The 17,079-nt window shown below is 35.4% G+C and carries 20 protein-coding genes; 12 read left to right on the top strand and 8 right to left on the bottom strand.

The window, feature by feature from the left end:
* Positions 1-2 precede the first annotated feature (2 nt).
* The 3 genes from HUE87_RS00495 (at position 3) to HUE87_RS00485 (ending at position 2,250) form a co-directional block, all read left to right on the top strand.
* Positions 3-656 (top strand): response regulator transcription factor, encoded by a 654-nt coding sequence (locus HUE87_RS00495; RefSeq protein WP_194366807.1) that lies wholly within the window; start codon positions 3-5, stop codon positions 654-656.
* Positions 649-1,791: a sensor histidine kinase gene (locus tag HUE87_RS00490; protein WP_194366806.1), complete on the top strand. Its 1,143-nt coding sequence runs from the start codon at positions 649-651 to the stop codon at positions 1,789-1,791. The genes HUE87_RS00495 and HUE87_RS00490 overlap by 8 nt, the downstream gene beginning before the upstream one ends.
* A gap of 69 nt (positions 1,792-1,860) precedes the next feature.
* The gene (locus HUE87_RS00485) at positions 1,861-2,250 is read left to right on the top strand and encodes a PAS domain S-box protein (protein ID WP_194366805.1); all 390 of its coding nucleotides are present in this window, start codon (positions 1,861-1,863) and stop codon (positions 2,248-2,250) included.
* Here the strand turns inward: HUE87_RS00485 and HUE87_RS00480 are convergent.
* The 8 genes from HUE87_RS00480 to HUE87_RS00450 all read right to left on the bottom strand — a co-directional run bounded on the left by HUE87_RS00480 (position 2,247) and on the right by HUE87_RS00450 (position 8,659).
* Positions 2,247-2,999, bottom strand: a complete 753-nt coding sequence (locus HUE87_RS00480) for a TIGR04219 family outer membrane beta-barrel protein (protein WP_194366804.1) — start codon at positions 2,997-2,999, stop codon at positions 2,247-2,249. The genes HUE87_RS00485 and HUE87_RS00480 overlap by 4 nt on opposite strands.
* Before the next feature lie 199 nt (positions 3,000-3,198).
* Complete coding sequence (gene tpx, locus HUE87_RS00475; RefSeq protein WP_194366803.1) at positions 3,199-3,702, bottom strand: thiol peroxidase; 504 nt, start codon at positions 3,700-3,702, stop codon at positions 3,199-3,201.
* A gap of 160 nt (positions 3,703-3,862) precedes the next feature.
* Complete coding sequence (gene tsaD, locus HUE87_RS00470) at positions 3,863-4,840, bottom strand: tRNA (adenosine(37)-N6)-threonylcarbamoyltransferase complex transferase subunit TsaD (RefSeq protein ID WP_194366802.1); 978 nt, start codon at positions 4,838-4,840, stop codon at positions 3,863-3,865.
* 3 nt (positions 4,841-4,843) lie between these two features.
* Entirely contained in the window at positions 4,844-4,972 is a 129-nt protein-coding gene (locus HUE87_RS12770; RefSeq protein ID WP_268246174.1) for a hypothetical protein, read from the bottom strand.
* A 38-nt stretch (positions 4,973-5,010) separates the two neighbouring features.
* Entirely contained in the window at positions 5,011-6,081 is a 1,071-nt protein-coding gene (gene dxr / locus HUE87_RS00465) for a 1-deoxy-D-xylulose-5-phosphate reductoisomerase (RefSeq protein WP_194366801.1), read from the bottom strand.
* 1 nt (position 6,082) lies between these two features.
* Complete coding sequence (locus tag HUE87_RS00460; RefSeq protein ID WP_194366800.1) at positions 6,083-6,838, bottom strand: phosphatidate cytidylyltransferase; 756 nt, start codon at positions 6,836-6,838, stop codon at positions 6,083-6,085.
* A 41-nt stretch (positions 6,839-6,879) separates the two neighbouring features.
* A complete protein-coding gene (locus HUE87_RS00455) occupies positions 6,880-7,191 on the bottom strand; it encodes a hypothetical protein (RefSeq protein ID WP_194366799.1) in 312 nt (103 codons plus the stop codon).
* A gap of 133 nt (positions 7,192-7,324) precedes the next feature.
* A complete protein-coding gene (locus HUE87_RS00450) occupies positions 7,325-8,659 on the bottom strand; it encodes an NFACT family protein (RefSeq protein WP_194366798.1) in 1,335 nt (444 codons plus the stop codon).
* Positions 8,660-8,711: 52 nt separating this feature from the next.
* Here HUE87_RS00450 and HUE87_RS00445 point away from each other — a divergent pair, with 52 nt between their 5' ends.
* The 9 genes from HUE87_RS00445 (at position 8,712) to HUE87_RS00405 (ending at position 17,077) form a co-directional block, all read left to right on the top strand.
* Positions 8,712-8,873, top strand: coding sequence for a hypothetical protein (locus tag HUE87_RS00445; RefSeq protein WP_194367979.1), 162 nt, complete (start codon positions 8,712-8,714; stop codon positions 8,871-8,873).
* A 112-nt stretch (positions 8,874-8,985) separates the two neighbouring features.
* On the top strand, positions 8,986-10,908 hold the full coding sequence (locus HUE87_RS00440; RefSeq protein WP_194366797.1) for a TonB-dependent receptor: 1,923 nt from the start codon (positions 8,986-8,988) through the stop codon (positions 10,906-10,908).
* Between the two features lie 8 nt (positions 10,909-10,916).
* Positions 10,917-11,732, top strand: a complete 816-nt coding sequence (locus tag HUE87_RS00435) for an ABC transporter substrate-binding protein (RefSeq protein WP_194366796.1) — start codon at positions 10,917-10,919, stop codon at positions 11,730-11,732.
* Complete coding sequence (locus HUE87_RS00430) at positions 11,725-12,450, top strand: ABC transporter ATP-binding protein (protein WP_194366795.1); 726 nt, start codon at positions 11,725-11,727, stop codon at positions 12,448-12,450. The genes HUE87_RS00435 and HUE87_RS00430 overlap by 8 nt, the downstream gene beginning before the upstream one ends.
* Positions 12,443-13,408, top strand: a complete 966-nt coding sequence (locus HUE87_RS00425) for a FecCD family ABC transporter permease (protein WP_194366794.1) — start codon at positions 12,443-12,445, stop codon at positions 13,406-13,408. The genes HUE87_RS00430 and HUE87_RS00425 overlap by 8 nt, the downstream gene beginning before the upstream one ends.
* A gap of 13 nt (positions 13,409-13,421) precedes the next feature.
* A complete protein-coding gene (locus tag HUE87_RS00420; protein ID WP_194366793.1) occupies positions 13,422-15,044 on the top strand; it encodes a YcaO-like family protein in 1,623 nt (540 codons plus the stop codon).
* Positions 15,041-15,472 (top strand): hypothetical protein, encoded by a 432-nt coding sequence (locus tag HUE87_RS00415; protein ID WP_194366792.1) that lies wholly within the window; start codon positions 15,041-15,043, stop codon positions 15,470-15,472. The genes HUE87_RS00420 and HUE87_RS00415 overlap by 4 nt, the downstream gene beginning before the upstream one ends.
* A complete protein-coding gene (locus HUE87_RS00410; RefSeq protein WP_194366791.1) occupies positions 15,460-15,678 on the top strand; it encodes a hypothetical protein in 219 nt (72 codons plus the stop codon). The genes HUE87_RS00415 and HUE87_RS00410 overlap by 13 nt, the downstream gene beginning before the upstream one ends.
* The gene (locus tag HUE87_RS00405; RefSeq protein ID WP_229855175.1) at positions 15,671-17,077 is read left to right on the top strand and encodes a cobyric acid synthase; all 1,407 of its coding nucleotides are present in this window, start codon (positions 15,671-15,673) and stop codon (positions 17,075-17,077) included. Before HUE87_RS00410 ends, HUE87_RS00405 begins: the two co-directional genes overlap by 8 nt.
* Positions 17,078-17,079: the final 2 nt, after the last annotated feature.

Raw genomic sequence — 17,079 nt, 5'->3', positions numbered from 1 at the left:
ATATGAAAATACTTTTGATGGAAGATGATGCTGTTTTATCTGATATTTTACTAGATTATTTATCTGAGTCATGGGATGTGGATTATGCTTATAATTCCGAAGAGGTATATAAAAAATTAGACTCCATAAAGTATGATCTTTTTATATTTGATATTAATGTGGCTGGAAAAAATGGACTTGAGCTTTTAGCCGAACTAAGAGAGTTCAATGACACAACCCCAACTATATTTATAACTGCATACACAGATACTGCTTACTTGAAAAAGGCCTTTGAGCTTGGAGCTCACGACTACATAAAAAAGCCTTTTGAGCTTGAAGAGCTAAATGCCCGCATACTAAACACAAAAAAACTTTTTAACATTGACAATAAAACTCAAATTTTCATCTCTGAGAGCACCTTCTATTTGCCAGAGCTACGACAAGTAAATAAAAACTCAAATATCTTCTCCTTGGGTCAAAAAGACGGTGAGATGTTGTTTTACTTTTTAAAAAATCAAAAACGAGTAATTACCAATGATGAGTTAATTCAAAATATTTGGGATTTTGACCATATACCAAGTGATGCAACTATACGCTCTCACATAAGAACTCTGCGCGAAATGATAGGAAAAGATAAAATACAAACAGTAAGAGGGGTTGGGTACACTTATGAATAATATAACAAAAAAATCATTTTACTCTTTTTTAACCCTCTACCTTCTCTCTTCATTTATATTTTTACTTTTTGCAAGCTACTGGTTCTACACTTCACAAAAAACAATAGAGATGCAAAACAACTACTACAAGATGAACCACATTTCCGATAGAGTAAGCTCATCTATTATTAAAGCCCATATGATGGATAATAAGTTTGTTCTTGATAGCTTTGAGAATGCAACAGTAGCTCTATATGATAATAAATATAAATTGATTGATGGGCAAAACATACAAAAAGTAGATTTGTCAAAAGAGTACTACATGGAAGGTGATACATTTACTTTAGTATCAAAAAGGACAGCAGGACACCTTGGCATTGATTATGTTGCTGTACAGAGCAATGAGTTCACACAAAGTGTCACAAAATTAAGAAATAAAGTTATTATCACTTCCATTTTTGTCGGTATTATCATTATAATTATTTCTGTAATACTCTCATATATATTTTTGCGCCCCATAAAAGATAAAATGCAAGAGATAGAGGAGTTTGTAAAAGATACAACACATGAGCTAAACACACCAATCACTGCCCTTATGATGAGTACTTCAAGAGCAAAAAATAAAAAAATTTATGATGAAAAAATTATACAAAATATATCAATTAGTACAAAACAGCTCTATGACATATACTCATCATTAAGTTTTTTAAGTTTTGATGCAAAAAGTGAAGAAGCAGTAGAATTAAATTTTGCTTCTGTTGTAAATGAAAGTATTAAATATTTTAATGAGCTCTTGGAGAAAAAAAATATAATTGTAGAGTTTAAAAAAACCACTTGTACTCTCACTATTGCCCCAACTAAAGCAAAAATGCTTATTAATAACCTGCTAAGTAATGCAATAAAATACTCTCCTCCAAACAAAAAAATATATATAAGTGTACTTGAGAACAGCTTTGCCATACAAGATGAAGGCATTGGCATTGCCAAAGATAAACTTGATACAATCTTCAAAAGATTTACAAGGGCAAATAGCTATGCCGGCGGCTTTGGTGTAGGTCTTAATATTGTTGACTCTATTGTCAAAGAGTACAACTTTGGTATTGATGTAACATCTACAGAGAATGTAGGAACAACTGTTAATGTAAGATTTCACTAAGCTATATTATATTAATTATCTTGTAAAATACTTCAATCTAAAATAAACAGTGTATTTTAAAGGCTATAAATGGAACAGGATAATCATTTTGAATTTTCTGCAAACTCTTCAAGAGATGGAATCTGGAGCTATGATATTCTTAAACAAGAGTTTAATCTTAGTAAAGAGTGGAAAAAAAGGCTAGGGTTTGCTCAAGAAGAGAAGTTGGGGTATTTTGATTATTTAGGACTTATCCCAGATGAGAATAGATTTGACCATCATAACGCAATGCATGATGTGCTAGAAAAACACACTGGAGAACTTGAATATGTTCACTTCACTATCCAATATCCTCTTACAACCAAAAGTGGAGAAGAGCTTTTAATTGAAGATATTGGAGATATTTTTTTTAATGACGACAAAACACCTATAAGAATTGCAGGTTTCCATCGAGATATTACTAATAAAAAGAGCTCTTAGAAACGAAAAATAAGACCTGCGTAAACTCCTGAAAACTCAATGTTTAAATTTGAATCTACTGAATCATCTGTTTCAATTTTTTGCACTCTGTATCCAACTTCTAAAGCAGGTTGAATTATTGGAACAAAATCTAACGTATAATCTGCTTTTACTCTTACATCATACATAGTATTAGAATCAAATGAAATATATTTTACATCTGCCTCAATACCGATATCAGTTGCTGGAATTTCTACTCTTGCTCTAGCATATAAAAGTGGAATTGCTATCGTTTCGCTACCAATTAAATCACCTGTAATACCAGCAATAGGGGTAACATCATAAGATATATCAATCACTTTAATATCGAGACCTAAATCTAATGTAATCCAAGCCGTGTTATCTAGAATGTTATAATATGGGATAATATCATACTGCTTCATATCATAAGACATTGTCGTACTGCCTATAGCAACATCAAAGTCTTTAAACTTACCACTCACAACTCCCTCATCAGTAAGAGATGTATACTCTAATCTAAGGTTAGGAAGAACAGGAATTGGGTGTTTTATTAGTGCCCAAACATAACTTTCTGTATTATCGTTCTTACTAGAGAGATAACTACCGTCTGCACCACCGTCAGTGTAGGTTGCAGTGCCTTCAGGAGTTTGCATCCAAGCTCCAGCACCTAGCTCAACTCTTGTTATATCAGCCATTGCAGTTGTTGTTACTATTGCTGCGCATGTCAATGCTGTTAATATTTTTTTCATTTAAAATCCTTAATATATTTTGATGAATTATAGCAAATTGGTTTGTTCAGCCGTCTTAATTTTAAAAAGTGATTATGAAAATATTTAGAGATATAAACTCTAAAAAAGGGAAAAGGGGCATCAATAATGCCCCAGTGAAGCTAAAAAAGGAATTAAATAGCTTCGCGAAATTATCTTTTGGTTATCTTAAATTTATATATTAACTAACAGCAGCGATTGCAGCGTCGTAGTTTGGCTCTTCAGTGATTTCTGGAACGATTTCTTTATAAGTTACAATACCATCTTCGTTTATTGCGAAGATTGCTCTACAAGTTACACCAGCAAGAACAGAACCACCAAGTAATACACCGTAAGCATTAGCAAAATCTTTGTTTCTGAAATCTGAAGTCACAGTTAAGTTTGTGATACCTTCTGTTGAACAAAAACGACCAGCTGCAAATGGTAAGTCTAAAGAAACTATTGTTGGTTTAACGCCTGCTAAAGAAGAAGCTTTTGCATTAAAATTACGAGTCTCAGTAGCACATACACCTGTATCTAGTGATGGAACAACAATAATAAGTTGTTTATGACCTTGTGCACCACCAACTACTACATCGCCTAAACCATCTGAGTTTACAACTGTAATCTCTGGTGCTTTATCGCCAACATTTACCTCGTTTCCTAATAATTCTACGTCTGTACCTTTAAATTTTGTAGTTGCCATTCCAGCTCCTTATGTTTAAATTTAATTTATGTTAACAAAATAAACCTTCAATTGTATTTAAAAGTTTCTAACTTGTTTTGTTAATAGAAGTATATGTTAAATCGGTTAATAATGCTCTTATTTAAACTTTTGAGTAATTTATAATAAGTTTAACTTAAGGTTATAATTTACTTCTAGGAGATATGTCTAGTTCATCCATCGAACTAAACATACCTTTTTCATACATCTCTATAGCAACTCTTCCTATCATCGCCGCATTGTCTGAGCAATATTTCAGTTCACTTAAAAGCAGAGTGGCTTTATGAGGTTTTAACAACTCCTCTATCTGTGAACGCAAGTAAAGGTTAGCGCTCGCCCCTCCTACTATTGCAAATATTTCAGGTTTTACCTCTTTAAAGTACTTCTTTAACTTCTGAGTAAGATGTGCAGCTGCTATGTGCTCAAAGCTAGCGGCTATATTTTTATATTCACTCTCATCTTCTTTTTCAATTGCAAGTCTTACAGCGTTTTTCAATCCTGAGTATGAAAATGCTATTAGTTTTGACTGAGAGAGGGGAATAGTAAAGTTATACTTTTTTCTATCCCCGTCCTTTGCCAACTCCTGAATAAGTGGGCCACCCGGGTAACCAAGTCCCATCATTTTCGCACACTTGTCAAAACTCTCACCAAAACTGTCATCCATACTTTTTGCAACTGTCTCTATTTGCTCAAGACTTTTAACTTCCATCACCTGTGTATGTCCACCAGAGACTAAAAGAACTGTTAGCGGAAAGTGTGCTTCTTTCTCTATAAAAAGTGAGTATATATGCCCCACAAGATGATTTACACCTATAAGAGGTATGCCAAGTGCAACAGAGATTGCTTTTGCCATTGTCACACCCTCGACTAAAGTTACAGCAAGACCTGGAGTTGAAGTAACCGCTACAGCTTTTAAATCTTTAAAGTAAGGTTTACACTCCTCTAAAATCTTTGGGAGTGCTTCTGCATGAAGACGTGCTGCTAGTTCTGGAACAACACCACCGTATACAGAGTGCTCTAACTCTTGGGATATTTTTTTATGAAAAAGAAGTTTTTTTGTTGCTATCTCTGTAATTGCAATAGCGCTGTCATCACATGAGCTTTCTATACTTAGTATCATTCTCTACTTCTCCTTGCGACTTTTCATATCCCAGTAAGCTAAAAAACCTACTGCAAGTAAAAGCAAACAAAAAGTTACGCTCCAAATAAAAAAGTCTCCACCACTAGTTGCTTTATCAATACTTTCAGTCATTTATACTCTCTCCAAAATAGTTATACGCTGCACTCTTTTTATAATAATCCACTCGAATATTTTCTAACTTCCGCGTCAATAGCAAAAACATCATCAATACTTTTTGGTAACTCGGTAAATTTTTCAAAAGCATTTATTATAGTCTTGCTAATGTCCATAAAACCTATATCTTTGTTTATAAATTTCTTTATTGCTACTTCATTTGCAGCGTTTACAACAGCACCACGAGCAGGATTTTTTAGTAATTCTTCTCTTATCTGCCAAACAGGGTATCTATCGGTTGTAATCTCTCTAAACACCAATGAGCCTACTTTTAGTAAATCTACATGTGTGAGTATATTCTCCTGCATATTTTGGTTTAGGGCAAAAGCTATAGGGAGCTGCATACTTGCATGAGCGAAGTGAGCAGTGGTTGAACCGTCTTTGAAATCTATAAGTGCGTGTATAAGTGATTTTGTCTCAATTATTGCGTCATATTCACCCTCTCCAAAAAGCCATCTAGCCTCAAGGAGCTCAAACATCTTATTTACCATGGTCGCACTATCTATGGTTATCTTTTGCCCCATTGACCAGTTTGGATGTTTTTGAGTATCTGCTAATGTGGCGTTTTGAAGTTTGTTTAAATCCCAGTCTCTAAATGCTCCACCACTCGCTGTGATAATCATTTTACTCACAGGTCTATCTTGCATTAGGTACCAAAGACCGAAGTGTTCACTATCTATCGGCTGGATTTTACTTACGTCTATAAAAGCTCCACATGCAACTAGTGATTCTTTGTTTGCAAGAGCAACTTTTTTTCCACATGAAAGGGCAGTCAGAGTTGGACGAAGCCCCAAGAAACCAACAAGGGCATTTACGACTATCTCACTTTGTGAATCTTCTATAACTTTTAAAATAGACTCTTGTCCATAAAAAACACTCTTATGGTTTACTTTTGTCATATCTTCTTTATACGCAACAACAACTACTTTCGGATTATGTAAGGCAATCTGCTTGTTGAGAAGTTCTATGTTTTTTCCGCACACTAAAACTTCTACATGTAGAGAAAATTTCTTGGCAATTTCAAGTGTATTTACACCTATAGAACCAGTTGAGCCAAGTACTATCAAATTACACTAAACCTCTCAATAGAACTAACATTACTATAGCTCCAAATAGATAGCCGTCAATTCTGTCAAGAACACCGCCATGACCTGGAAGTAAATCTCCACTGTCTTTTACGCCCGCACTTCTCTTTAAGGAGCTCTCAAACAAATCGCCGAAGATAGAGCTTGTTGCAACCATAAATGAGATAATAAATGAGATGCCCAAATCAACTATACTTAGTCCCACAAACATACCGCCAAGAGTTGCGACAACAATTCCGCCGACAACACCTTCCATAGTTTTGTTTGGAGAAGTTTCGCTAAAAGGTGTTTTACCAATGCTTTTGCCGACTGCATACGCTCCAATATCTGTCATAGCAACAACAACTAAAAGCCATAGAAGCGATACTACTCCATACTCTTGATACATTGTGAAGATAAACAGCATTCCAGCTGTTGGATAGATGAAAGGGAGAAAGTTTTTCCAAGTTATATCTCTGTTGTATGCTGCAGCACTTGCATAAATAATACCAGCAAGAACAAACAAATCATCACCGTATGGGTAGATTCCGGCTATAGCCCAGATACCCGCAGCATATGTAAGCAAAGAGCCGCTCTCAACTTCAAAAAGTCTCATCGCCTCTTTAAAGGCCAAGATATAGATTGCACCAAGAACTAACCACATAAGAAAAAAGTTATCTATAAAACCAATAACTAAAACAGCTGCTACAAGTGCCAGACCAGTGACAATTCTCTCTTTTGAACTTGAAAATATACTCATCAGAAAAATCCTAAATATAATATTGGTACAATTATAGCAAGTCAGACTTTAATATCTAAGTGATAAGGATGAAACTCCTTCTCCTCTTCTTCATCTTTTTCTGATTTTTCTTGTTTTTTATTTCTTGCACTCTCTTGGTCGGCTTCATTTTGTTGGTGTTCACGGTCAGGGTCAACTTCGTGGTTCGCCTCTGCTGGACGAACTTCCAAAACTTTTGCCTCTTTTTCTTGAATTGCTACTTGAGCTGCCATATTTTGAAAATCAACACGGTTACTATGGGCATTAGCCACAGAAGCAACGCTGGCCATCTGCTGGTTGACATAGATTGCATTTCCGATAGGACCAATAGCCACAACTAACTCCTTAATTTTATTCTAAAATGAAGGATGCCTTCATTTGTTTGTCCGCAAAAGGAACAAGTCCCGTTTGCTTCGCTGGCGCCGCTGTAGCGACTGAAGTTAGACACTTTTTAAGTGTCAGATTAGATTACAATTCACTTCTAGTGTCTATCTCTATGGTTTTGTACTTATTGTAAAGCACGTTAGCACCGTTTTGAATAGTCACTTCTCTTCTAGGAGTATAATCGACCAAAAATCTATCTTTTTGAATTGTTGTAAAATCAACACAGAGTCTTGCGGCACTCTCAATAATGTGCATTGGGAGGTTTTGCTTATCAGTTGTGATAATCACATGTGCAGATGGTCTATCTTTGAGATGAATCCAAATATCTTTTGCTCTTGCATTTTGTAGCAGTTCTACATTTCCTTTTTCATTTTTTCCAAGCTGGACTTTATACCCCTCTATCCAGAAAACTTCAATACTTTCGTTTACTTTTACTTTTTTGGCTTGTACATTTTTTGGAAACAGAAGCTGAATTTTTGCTATATCTTTTGCCTCTTGAACTGTGTGAATAAAAAGTTTTATATGCTCTATTTTTGAGCTGAGCGACTCTTTTTCAATGTAAAGATGTAAAACTTTCTGTTTTGCTTTTTTACTTCTTGTAAAGAGTGAGTTTGCCATTTGAGAGACTGAAGAGAACTCTTTGTGCAACTCTATCTCAACACTTTTGCCGTCATAATCATCTACATGTAGAACTCTCTGATATGGATTAATATTATGCATATTTGCCAAAACCAAATTTCCATAATGCTGGCAATTTTCAACCTCTGCCTGAAGTTTCGCTTCATCATCCAACGAGGCATATAGTTTCTCTAGTTTTTTGAGTTTTTTATTTAAAAATGAGACTTTCTGCTTTTTGAGAGAGGAGAGTTTCTCCTCAATATCTTGGGCATACTCATCATATAAAAACTGCTCTACATCATCAAGTGGATACTCTTTTGCAATAAAAGGGGCAACAGGGACATCTAAAAGTTTCTGTCCTACCCTAACCTCTCGAAAAGATGAAAACAAATCTACATGTCGAAGTGCTTCAAGAACAACATCATTTTCATCCAAGATAATAACATTAGTATATTTTCCAGTAAACTCAAACTGCAAATAGGTAATCTCCTCTTTGTATGCAGATGCCACAGAGGTTTTAAACCTCACTATTTTATCGCCGTTTAAAAGCTCTACATGTAGAATATTTGAGCGGTTAAATCGCTTTGCCAAAAGTACGTCAAACGGGGCATTGTAAACTTTTGAACGTGCATAAGAAGAGCATCTGAACATTTTGGAGTTTGAGCGCTGCATATCAAAGTAGATTTCATCGTCCCTGTCAAAAGCAACCTTAATGACACTGTCGCTTACTCTGAAGATTGCGGATATTTTTTGGAATTTTTGCAAATAGGTAATTATCTGTTTTAAATGTGATAGTTTCATAAAAAGATTTTATCCTAGTTTTCAGTTATAATTGCGAAAAAATAAAAAAGGTTTGAACAAAATGATTCCTAAAGGGTTTGGTAGAAAATACTTCTGTCTAGCTGCCATTCAAGCCTATATATCATTACTAAAAATCTCTGCCTTAAGTGTGTCAGTTTGCACTCTTGATGGAAAACCACTTAAAGTAAAAAACAACTCTCCTCCTGTTAATTAGTTCGTGAAAGGAACAAAGTCCCTTTCACTTCGCTTGGACCGCTATGGTCACTAAAGTCTAGCTCTTAAGAGCTAAATTTATTACAAGATTACGACTTATACAGGAAAATTACATGAATAAAACAATCAAATTATCACTAATGGTTATTGCGTTAGTTAGTTCGCTTCAAGCACAAGAAAACATTATAGAGCTAAAGCCTCTTACTATTACATCAACTGCAATCAAAACAGATGAGTTGAGAGCAACTGAGGCGGTCGAGGTCTATACAGCAGAGGATATTGAAAAAGCGAATGTACAAAATGTTTATGAGTTTTTAAATCAACAAACATCTGTTATTGCAACTCCTGGCTACGGAAATCAATTTATGCAAAAAATAGATATGCGTGGTTATGGCATTGGCAATGGATACCAAAATATTGTAATAACAATAAATGGCAGAAGAATGAATAATGTAGATATGGTTCCACAACTTTTAGGCTCTATATCTCCATCTTCAATTGAGAAAATTGAGATTATAAAATCTTCTGGCATAGTCGTTGAAGGAGACGGTGCAAATGCTGGTGTTATCAATATCACTACGAAAAAAAATAGCGACAAAGAGATTTCACTTTATGCTGGAACCAATGGCTTAGTAGATGCTTCTATCTATCTTGGGCACAACGATGAGAAGTTATCACTCGCACTTAGTGCAGAACTTCAAAAAAGCGATGTTATTAGAGACATAGATAACAGTAGCCCAAAAGATGAAAATAAACTCTCAACTGGTACATTTAATCTAAGCTACTTAGCAACTGAGCAGTTAGAACTAAGACTTGGCTTCTCTGCTACTAATACTGATGTTGTTTACTCTGGTTATCTCTCTAAAGCTCAATATGAGGATAACCCTAAACAAGAGGGAGGCTCAACAACTATCCAAGAGTATAACACTCACTCTATTGACTTAGGTCTTAGCTACTACGTGAATGATGAAACTTCTATTAATATAGATACTTACACTGAGAAAAAAGAGTCTTTATATAATTATGTCACATGGAGCTTTTTATCAGCTGCCGACTATGACTACCAATCGGCTAAGACAAATATAACCTATGATACTCAAAACCTAAGGTTAAAGGCAGGTTATGACTACTGCAACAGCAAAAGGACTACTTCAAGTAATGAAGTTACAAAAGATAGCAATGCAGGGTATATTATAGGAGAGTACAAACTTGGTAGCGACTCCATTAAAGCTGGTCTTAGGTATGAGGCTATAGCATTTAAAAGCAGAGGCGGAGATAATCAGAGCGATACACTTTGGGGTGCTGAACTCGGATACAACAAAACTATCACTAATGATATATCTCTGTTTGTAAACTATGCTCACACTTATCAATCTGCCGATTTAGATAGACTTTTTAGTTACTCAACTGGTGCATTTACCGGCTATGTAAAACCATCTGAGGCAGATAATTTCAATATTGGGTTTAATTATATAACTAAGTCAAATAAGTTTAAAGCAACTGCCTACTATATAGATTTACAGAATGAAATATACTACTACTCTGATCCAACTTTTATGAATTCAAGAAATACAAATATAGATAAATCACACAAGTATGGTCTTGATTTGTATAACAAGTGGCTGATAACAGATAAGTTTGATGTGGTTATAAACTATAACTATGTTCAAGCTGTAATTGATGAAGAGATAGAAAATACTGATAACTACGCTAACAACGATTTACCTGGTGTTTCAGACCACAATATAAAAGCAACGCTTGAGTTTCTGCCAAACAAAAATACAACTCTTGCAATAACTCAAGTTTACCGTTCACAAGCTTACTCAGCAGATGATTTTAACAACAACTTTTCTCAAAAACAAGATGCTTACAACTCTACAAATATATCAGCATCTTATACCAAAGATACTTGGGAAGTTTTCGCTAAAATAAACAACTTGTTTAATCAAAAGAATGGTTTATGGGTACAAGATGATGCTATCTATCCTGTAAACTTCACAACAACTGCAATCGCAGGGTTTAAACTAAAATTCTAAGGAATAACGTGAGTATAAAAACAATATTTATTACACTGCTTTTTGTACTCTCTCTTGGTGCTAATGAGAGGATAGTCTCTCTTAGTCCATCAATAACTGAGATAGTTTATGCTCTTGAAAAAGGTGACAAACTTGTTGCTACGAGTGACTACTCTCTCTACCCGGAGGAGGCAAAAAAACTTCCGATTATTGGTGGTTACAGCAATCCAAATATAGAAAAGATTCTTTCTTTTTCACCTACTCTTGTTGTTGGTCAAGAGCATAATGAAGCTACGATGCAAAAGCTTAAATACTTTAAAATTAAAACACTAAAATTAAACCTAAAAACTATAGAGTCTATAAAAAAATCTATAAAAATTCTCTCTAAAGAGATTGCATCTAACTATGATACAAAACTAATTGCAGATATAGATGACGCCATAAAAAATGCACCTAAAAATAAAAACCCTCACAGCGTGATGATAGTTTACGGACTTCATGAAGACTTAAGAACGGGAATTTATATCGCTGGTCACGACATATTTTTTGACGATATAATTTCTACATGTAGAAATACAAACGCATACACAAGCGACACAACTTCCCAGCCTGTTTTAAATTATGAAAATTTAATTGCACTTAATCCCGAGCAGATAATAATACTTTATTCTAAAGCTACAGATCTACATGTAGATGTGCAAAAAGCTCTACAAGCTTGGCACTTACTTCCAACAAATGCTTCAAAAAACAAACGAATATCTATAGTTGATGAGAGCTATACACATATCCCTTCGCACAGGGTTGCTTTGACTATATCAAGGCTTTGCAAGGAGATGAATGATTGAGTTAAAAAACCTTACATGTAGCTATGACTCTAAACTAATTTTAGATGACATAAATATAAAAATCACTAATCATCTGAGTATTCTAGGAGCGAATGGCTCTGGCAAAAGCACTCTTGCAAAAGCAATATGCAATCTCATAGATTTTGATGGTTTAGTAGAGGTAGAGTCTACAAGCATAAAAGAGTTCTCACTTTTAGACAAAGCTAAAACCATCTCTTACATTCCTGCAAAACTTGAAGTTTATGACATGTTTATAACCGTAGAGGAGTTTGTTCTGCTTGGGCGATTTGCTTATAAAAAAAGCTTTTTTGAGTATTCTGCTAAAGACAAAAATATTACAAAAGAGACTTTTGAGTTTTTAAAAATAGAGCATCTAAAAGAGCACACCGTCAGCTCGCTCAGCTCAGGAGAACAGCAACTCGTCTTAGTGGCTCAGGCGCTTGCGCAACAGAGTAAGATTATCATCTTTGATGAGCCGACCGCAAACCTTGACCCGCATAACTCTAAAGTTATTGCCGAACATATTAAGGGGCTAAAAGATTACCATCAAGTCATACTTATTACACACGATTTAAACCTTGCTTCTTACGTAGAGAGTCCTGTTCTTTTTATAAAAGATGCAGAGGCGAAGCTATATGAAGATGGGTTTTTCAACAACTCCACTTTAGAAGAGTTATACGGAGTTGAGTTTGAGTCTTTGGCGGTTAAGTATGACTAAGTTTATTCTCTGGCTTCTGCTTTTTGGCATCTTAATCCTCTCCCCTTTTATAGGCGCAGTATCTCTACATGTAGAGAATATATTTGATCCTAATCATCTAAGTTCTACTATATTTTTTGACTTACGAGTGCCGAGAGTTTTGTTTGCATTTTTTGCTGGAGTTATCCTCTCTCTCAGCGGACTTTTGTTTCAAACTATTTTTCGTAATGCTCTTATGACTCCTTACACTTTAGGTATTTCAAGTGGTGCGGTGTTAGGCGCTGGAATTGCCATAAAACTAGGGCTTGGAAGCTTGTTGTTTGGTATAACAGCCATTAGTTTGTTTGGATTTTTAGGGGCTATATTTACACTTCTTCTGCTTATCTATCTCTCACAATTTTTAAAGAGTTCTCATCAAGAGTCGCTCCTTCTTTTAGGTATTGCCCTTTCTCTTTTTTACACCTCAGCTCTGATGATTGTTTTTTATCTTGGTGACGCTATGCAAAACGATATGCTTATTCGTTATACCATGGGTTCGCTCTCTGTTATAGGCTGGAGTCATCCTATTACTCTTGGAGTTATCGCCTTTTTACTCACAGCAATTATCTACATGTACCGCTTTGAGCTTCAGCTTTTAGCAATATCAGACGAGTCTGCCTCTCTTAAGGGTGTCAATACAAAAAAGACTACCCTTATACTTCTAATAATCTCCTCTTTTGGAATTGGCACGCTTGTTAGTATTAGCGGACCTATTGGTTTTGTGGGGCTTATAGTTCCTCATATTATCTCAAAAATGTACCCAAGCACAATAAACAGACGCATATTAAAAACGGCTATTTTTGGTGGACTTTTTTTAGTTTTTTGCGATACCATAACAAGAAGTTTACAGACTCAAAGTGAGCTACCAATCGGCATAGTTACAGCACTTATCGGCGGTCCGTTTTTTATATATTTGATTATTAGTAAAAGTAAAAAGTAAAGAGAGAAACTCCATGAACTTATTATCCAAAAACGCTCCACTTGAAGAGTCAATCAAAAAAATGAGAGCTGTCTTAGCAGATGTCGGGTGTGAGACCACATTTTCACAAGAGAAACATCCGCTTGAGTACTGCTTCTCTGTTAATCTAACTTCGGTTGAAGCACCTAACCATATCTACTCAAATGGAAAAGGGATACTCTCGGATGCTTCCATGGCAAGTGCTTTTGGTGAGTATATCGAGAGACTGCAGACAAATAACTTCTTTACAGACTTTTATCTTCCAAAGAGAAAATATTACCCGGATGAAGTGGCATTTGAATTTGGAGGAGAGTATCTAAGTGACGAGCTAAATGATATTTACAACCCCGATGGCGAACTAAGTGATGAAGATTTAGTTGATTTTAACAGCGACTACACAGACAAGATAGTAACCCTGCCATTTATAAAACACTCTAACAAAGAGAGGGTCTACATTCCTCTCAATATTTTAAACAACCTCTATGTGAGTAACGGTTTGGCAACAGGGAACACGCCGCTGGAGGCTCAAGTACAAGCCCTTAGTGAGATTTATGAGCGTTATGCAAAAATAGAGATTATTAAAAATGGGTATTCACTTCCAGCATTTCCGGAAGAAGTAGTACAAACATTCGAGAGAGTTCACAGAGATGTTACAGCACTTCGTGAGGCTGGATACATTGTAGAAGTTCTTGACGCATCACTCGGCGGTGAGTTTCCAGTTACTGCAATCTCTCTTATAAACCCAAAAAACTCTACCCTTTTTGTCTCCTTTGGAGCCCACCCGATTTTAGAGGTTTGCTTAGAGCGAACAATGACAGAGCTTATGCAAGGTCGCGGACTTGATAATCTTGATGCTTTTGAAGTTCCAACCTTTGACATGAGTTTAGTAGCCGACAGCTTCAACCTTGAGTCTCATTTTCTAGATTCAAACGGCAAACTGGGGTTTAATTTTTTAAGCTCTAAAAAAAGTTTTGAGTACACACCTTGGAGTTACAAAGGCAATTCAAGTGAGGATGAGTACAACTTTCTACTAAATATTTTAGATAAAACCGGCAAAGAGATTTACCTAAGAGAGTATGACTACCTTGGTTTTTACTCATGTCAGATGATAATTCCCGGCATGTCAGAAGTCTACCCGATAGAGGACTTGGTTTATAACAATAAAAACAGAGGCAAACTGCTTCGTGATATGGTTCTAAATTTTGCTGAGTATGACGCCGAAGATATTTTAGATGAGATTGAACAGCTTGAAGATACTCTAAACATTGAAAAATATATCGGTGTTATATTTAAAAACAACTTCACAATGGGAGAGTTCAAAGCGCAGATGTACCTACAGCTAGGAAGCAAAGAGAGCGCTCTTGAACTCTTAGAATTTGGGACAAACAAACTTGGACATGTAGTTGCCGAGCTGATTAGAATGGATGAAGAGGGGCTTGATTACGTGGACTACAAAGAGGCTCTTTTTAATGTTTTCACAAAAAAGAGAGTTCAAAAAGCTCAGCACATATTGGAAGAGGATGAAGCTCTAATAGATATAACACTTCATAACGATTACAATAACATGTTAGCGATGTACGACAGACTTGAGAGCAAAAAACAAGGAATGGTTTTATGAGTTACAAATCTTGGTTTGACGCTCACGCTGACAAACATAAAAAGATTGTAGATAAACTTGTTGCAAAAGGATTTAGTAAAGAGCAGATTATAGAGTACTTTGATTTTGACAATATGGTTCAACATGAGAGTGATTTTTGTCCGCTCTATGAAGATAATAAAAAGTGCCATGATATGTCAAAACTAAACTGCTACCTCTGCGCATGTCCTAATTTCCGCTTTAAGGATGATGGAATAGAAAAACAAGAAGATAAAACTCAATATAGTTTCTGTTCAATCGACTCAAAGGATGGGAATCAAGGTATCTACGGCGACAAAATCCATCAAGACTGCTCAAAATGCACAGTACCACATCACAAAAGCTATGTTGAAAAAAACTTCGACCTTGATTGGAAAAAAACAATGAAAGAGTGTGAATGGAAAAACTAAACTTTAAACTAAGCAGTGACAACATTGAGAATCTCGAAAACTTTAGCAGTATTCTAAACAAAGACACTAGCACCATTATGAACGAAGCACTTGAAGAGTACTTTATAAATGCACAAAAAAAGTTACTAGAAAAAAGTATAGAAGATGATAATGCAATGACAAATCTAGACTATGATGAATTTTGGGATGATGTAGAAATTGATTAAACAAAATACTAAATTAAACTCACTTAGTATATTTGGCACAAGCTCTAACGCTGGGAAGTCTACACTTAGCTTTGCTATAACTTACCTACTTAATCATAGAGGCATAAAAGTTGCACCGTTTAAGGCTCAAAATGTTTCAAATAACTCTCAGGTTACTGATGATGGCGGAGAGATAGCAATTCCTCAGTTTTTTGCGGCGGAGGCTATTGGACTTAAGACAACTACGAACATGAACCCTATTTTGCTAAAGTCAGGCGGAAAATCTAGAGCACATGTAATAGTTAACGGTAAAAGTGTCGCAAACAAAGATGTGCTTGAGTATTATAGGGACATCAACATATTAAAGCCACATGTGAAAAAAGCATTTTTAAAACTCCAAGATGAGTATGAGTGTATAGTAGCAGAGGGAGCTGGAAGTCCTGTTGAGCTAAACTTAATGGATAAAGATTTATCTAACATCTATATTGCAAACACATTTAACACAAAAATAATTATAGTGGCTGACATTCAAAAAGGCGGAGTTTTTGCTTCCATCTATGGCGTCTATAAACTACTGCCTAAAAAATTAAGAAAGAATGTTATAGGTGTAATCGTAAACAAGTTTCAAGGAGATATGTCTCTTTTTGATGAGGGCAGAATTATCATAGAAAAAAAGTTTGGTATCAAAGTTTTAGGTGTTGTCCCGTTTAAGCCTTTTAACCTCGGTTTTGAAGACAGTGAATCTATTATGAACTATGTTCAAGATACTACAAAAGCGATTATAAAAGTTGGTGTTATAAAACTTCCACACATCAGCAATTTTACAGATTTTGAGCCTCTAGTATCAGACAAAGAGGTGGAGTTAGTTTTTATCTCAAAGCCTGGCGATATACTTACATGTGACGTTGTGGTTCTCCCTGGGAGCAAAAGAGTTGTGGATGATTTAGAGTGGCTAAGAGAGCGAGGGTTTTCTACACTTCTAAGCTCAAAAGAACAAAAAGTGGTTGCCATTTGCGGCGGTTACGAAATGATGTTTGAAAAGATTTTAGATCCGCTCGCGATAGAGTCAGAGCAACAAGAGGTCTCAGGTTTTGGACGTATAAAAGGTGAAGTAATATTTGCCAAAGAGAAAATAGTTAAAAAGGGTTGCTACCATCTTTTTGGGTGTATGGTTGACGGGTACGAGATACACAACGGGGTTGCAAAAAAAAGAGCAAAAAAGAGAAAGAGCCTCTATGGAACTTTTGTGCACGGGCTTTTTGATAGTGATGAGTTTCGCCATAAACTATTTTTTAATATAAATCAAAACTACAAGGGCTACAACTTTATAGAGTACAAAGAACGAGCCATTAAGGAGTTTTCAGAGCATATAGAGCTACATGTAGATTTGGATTTTATTCAAAAAGAGTTATATAAATAATA

The sequence above is a fragment of the Candidatus Sulfurimonas marisnigri genome, assembly GCF_015265475.1.
GTDB classification, from domain to species: domain Bacteria; phylum Campylobacterota; class Campylobacteria; order Campylobacterales; family Sulfurimonadaceae; genus Sulfurimonas; species Sulfurimonas marisnigri.
The sequence above is the reverse complement of the archived record's forward strand: the minus strand, read 5'-3'. Positions and strand labels throughout refer to the sequence as shown.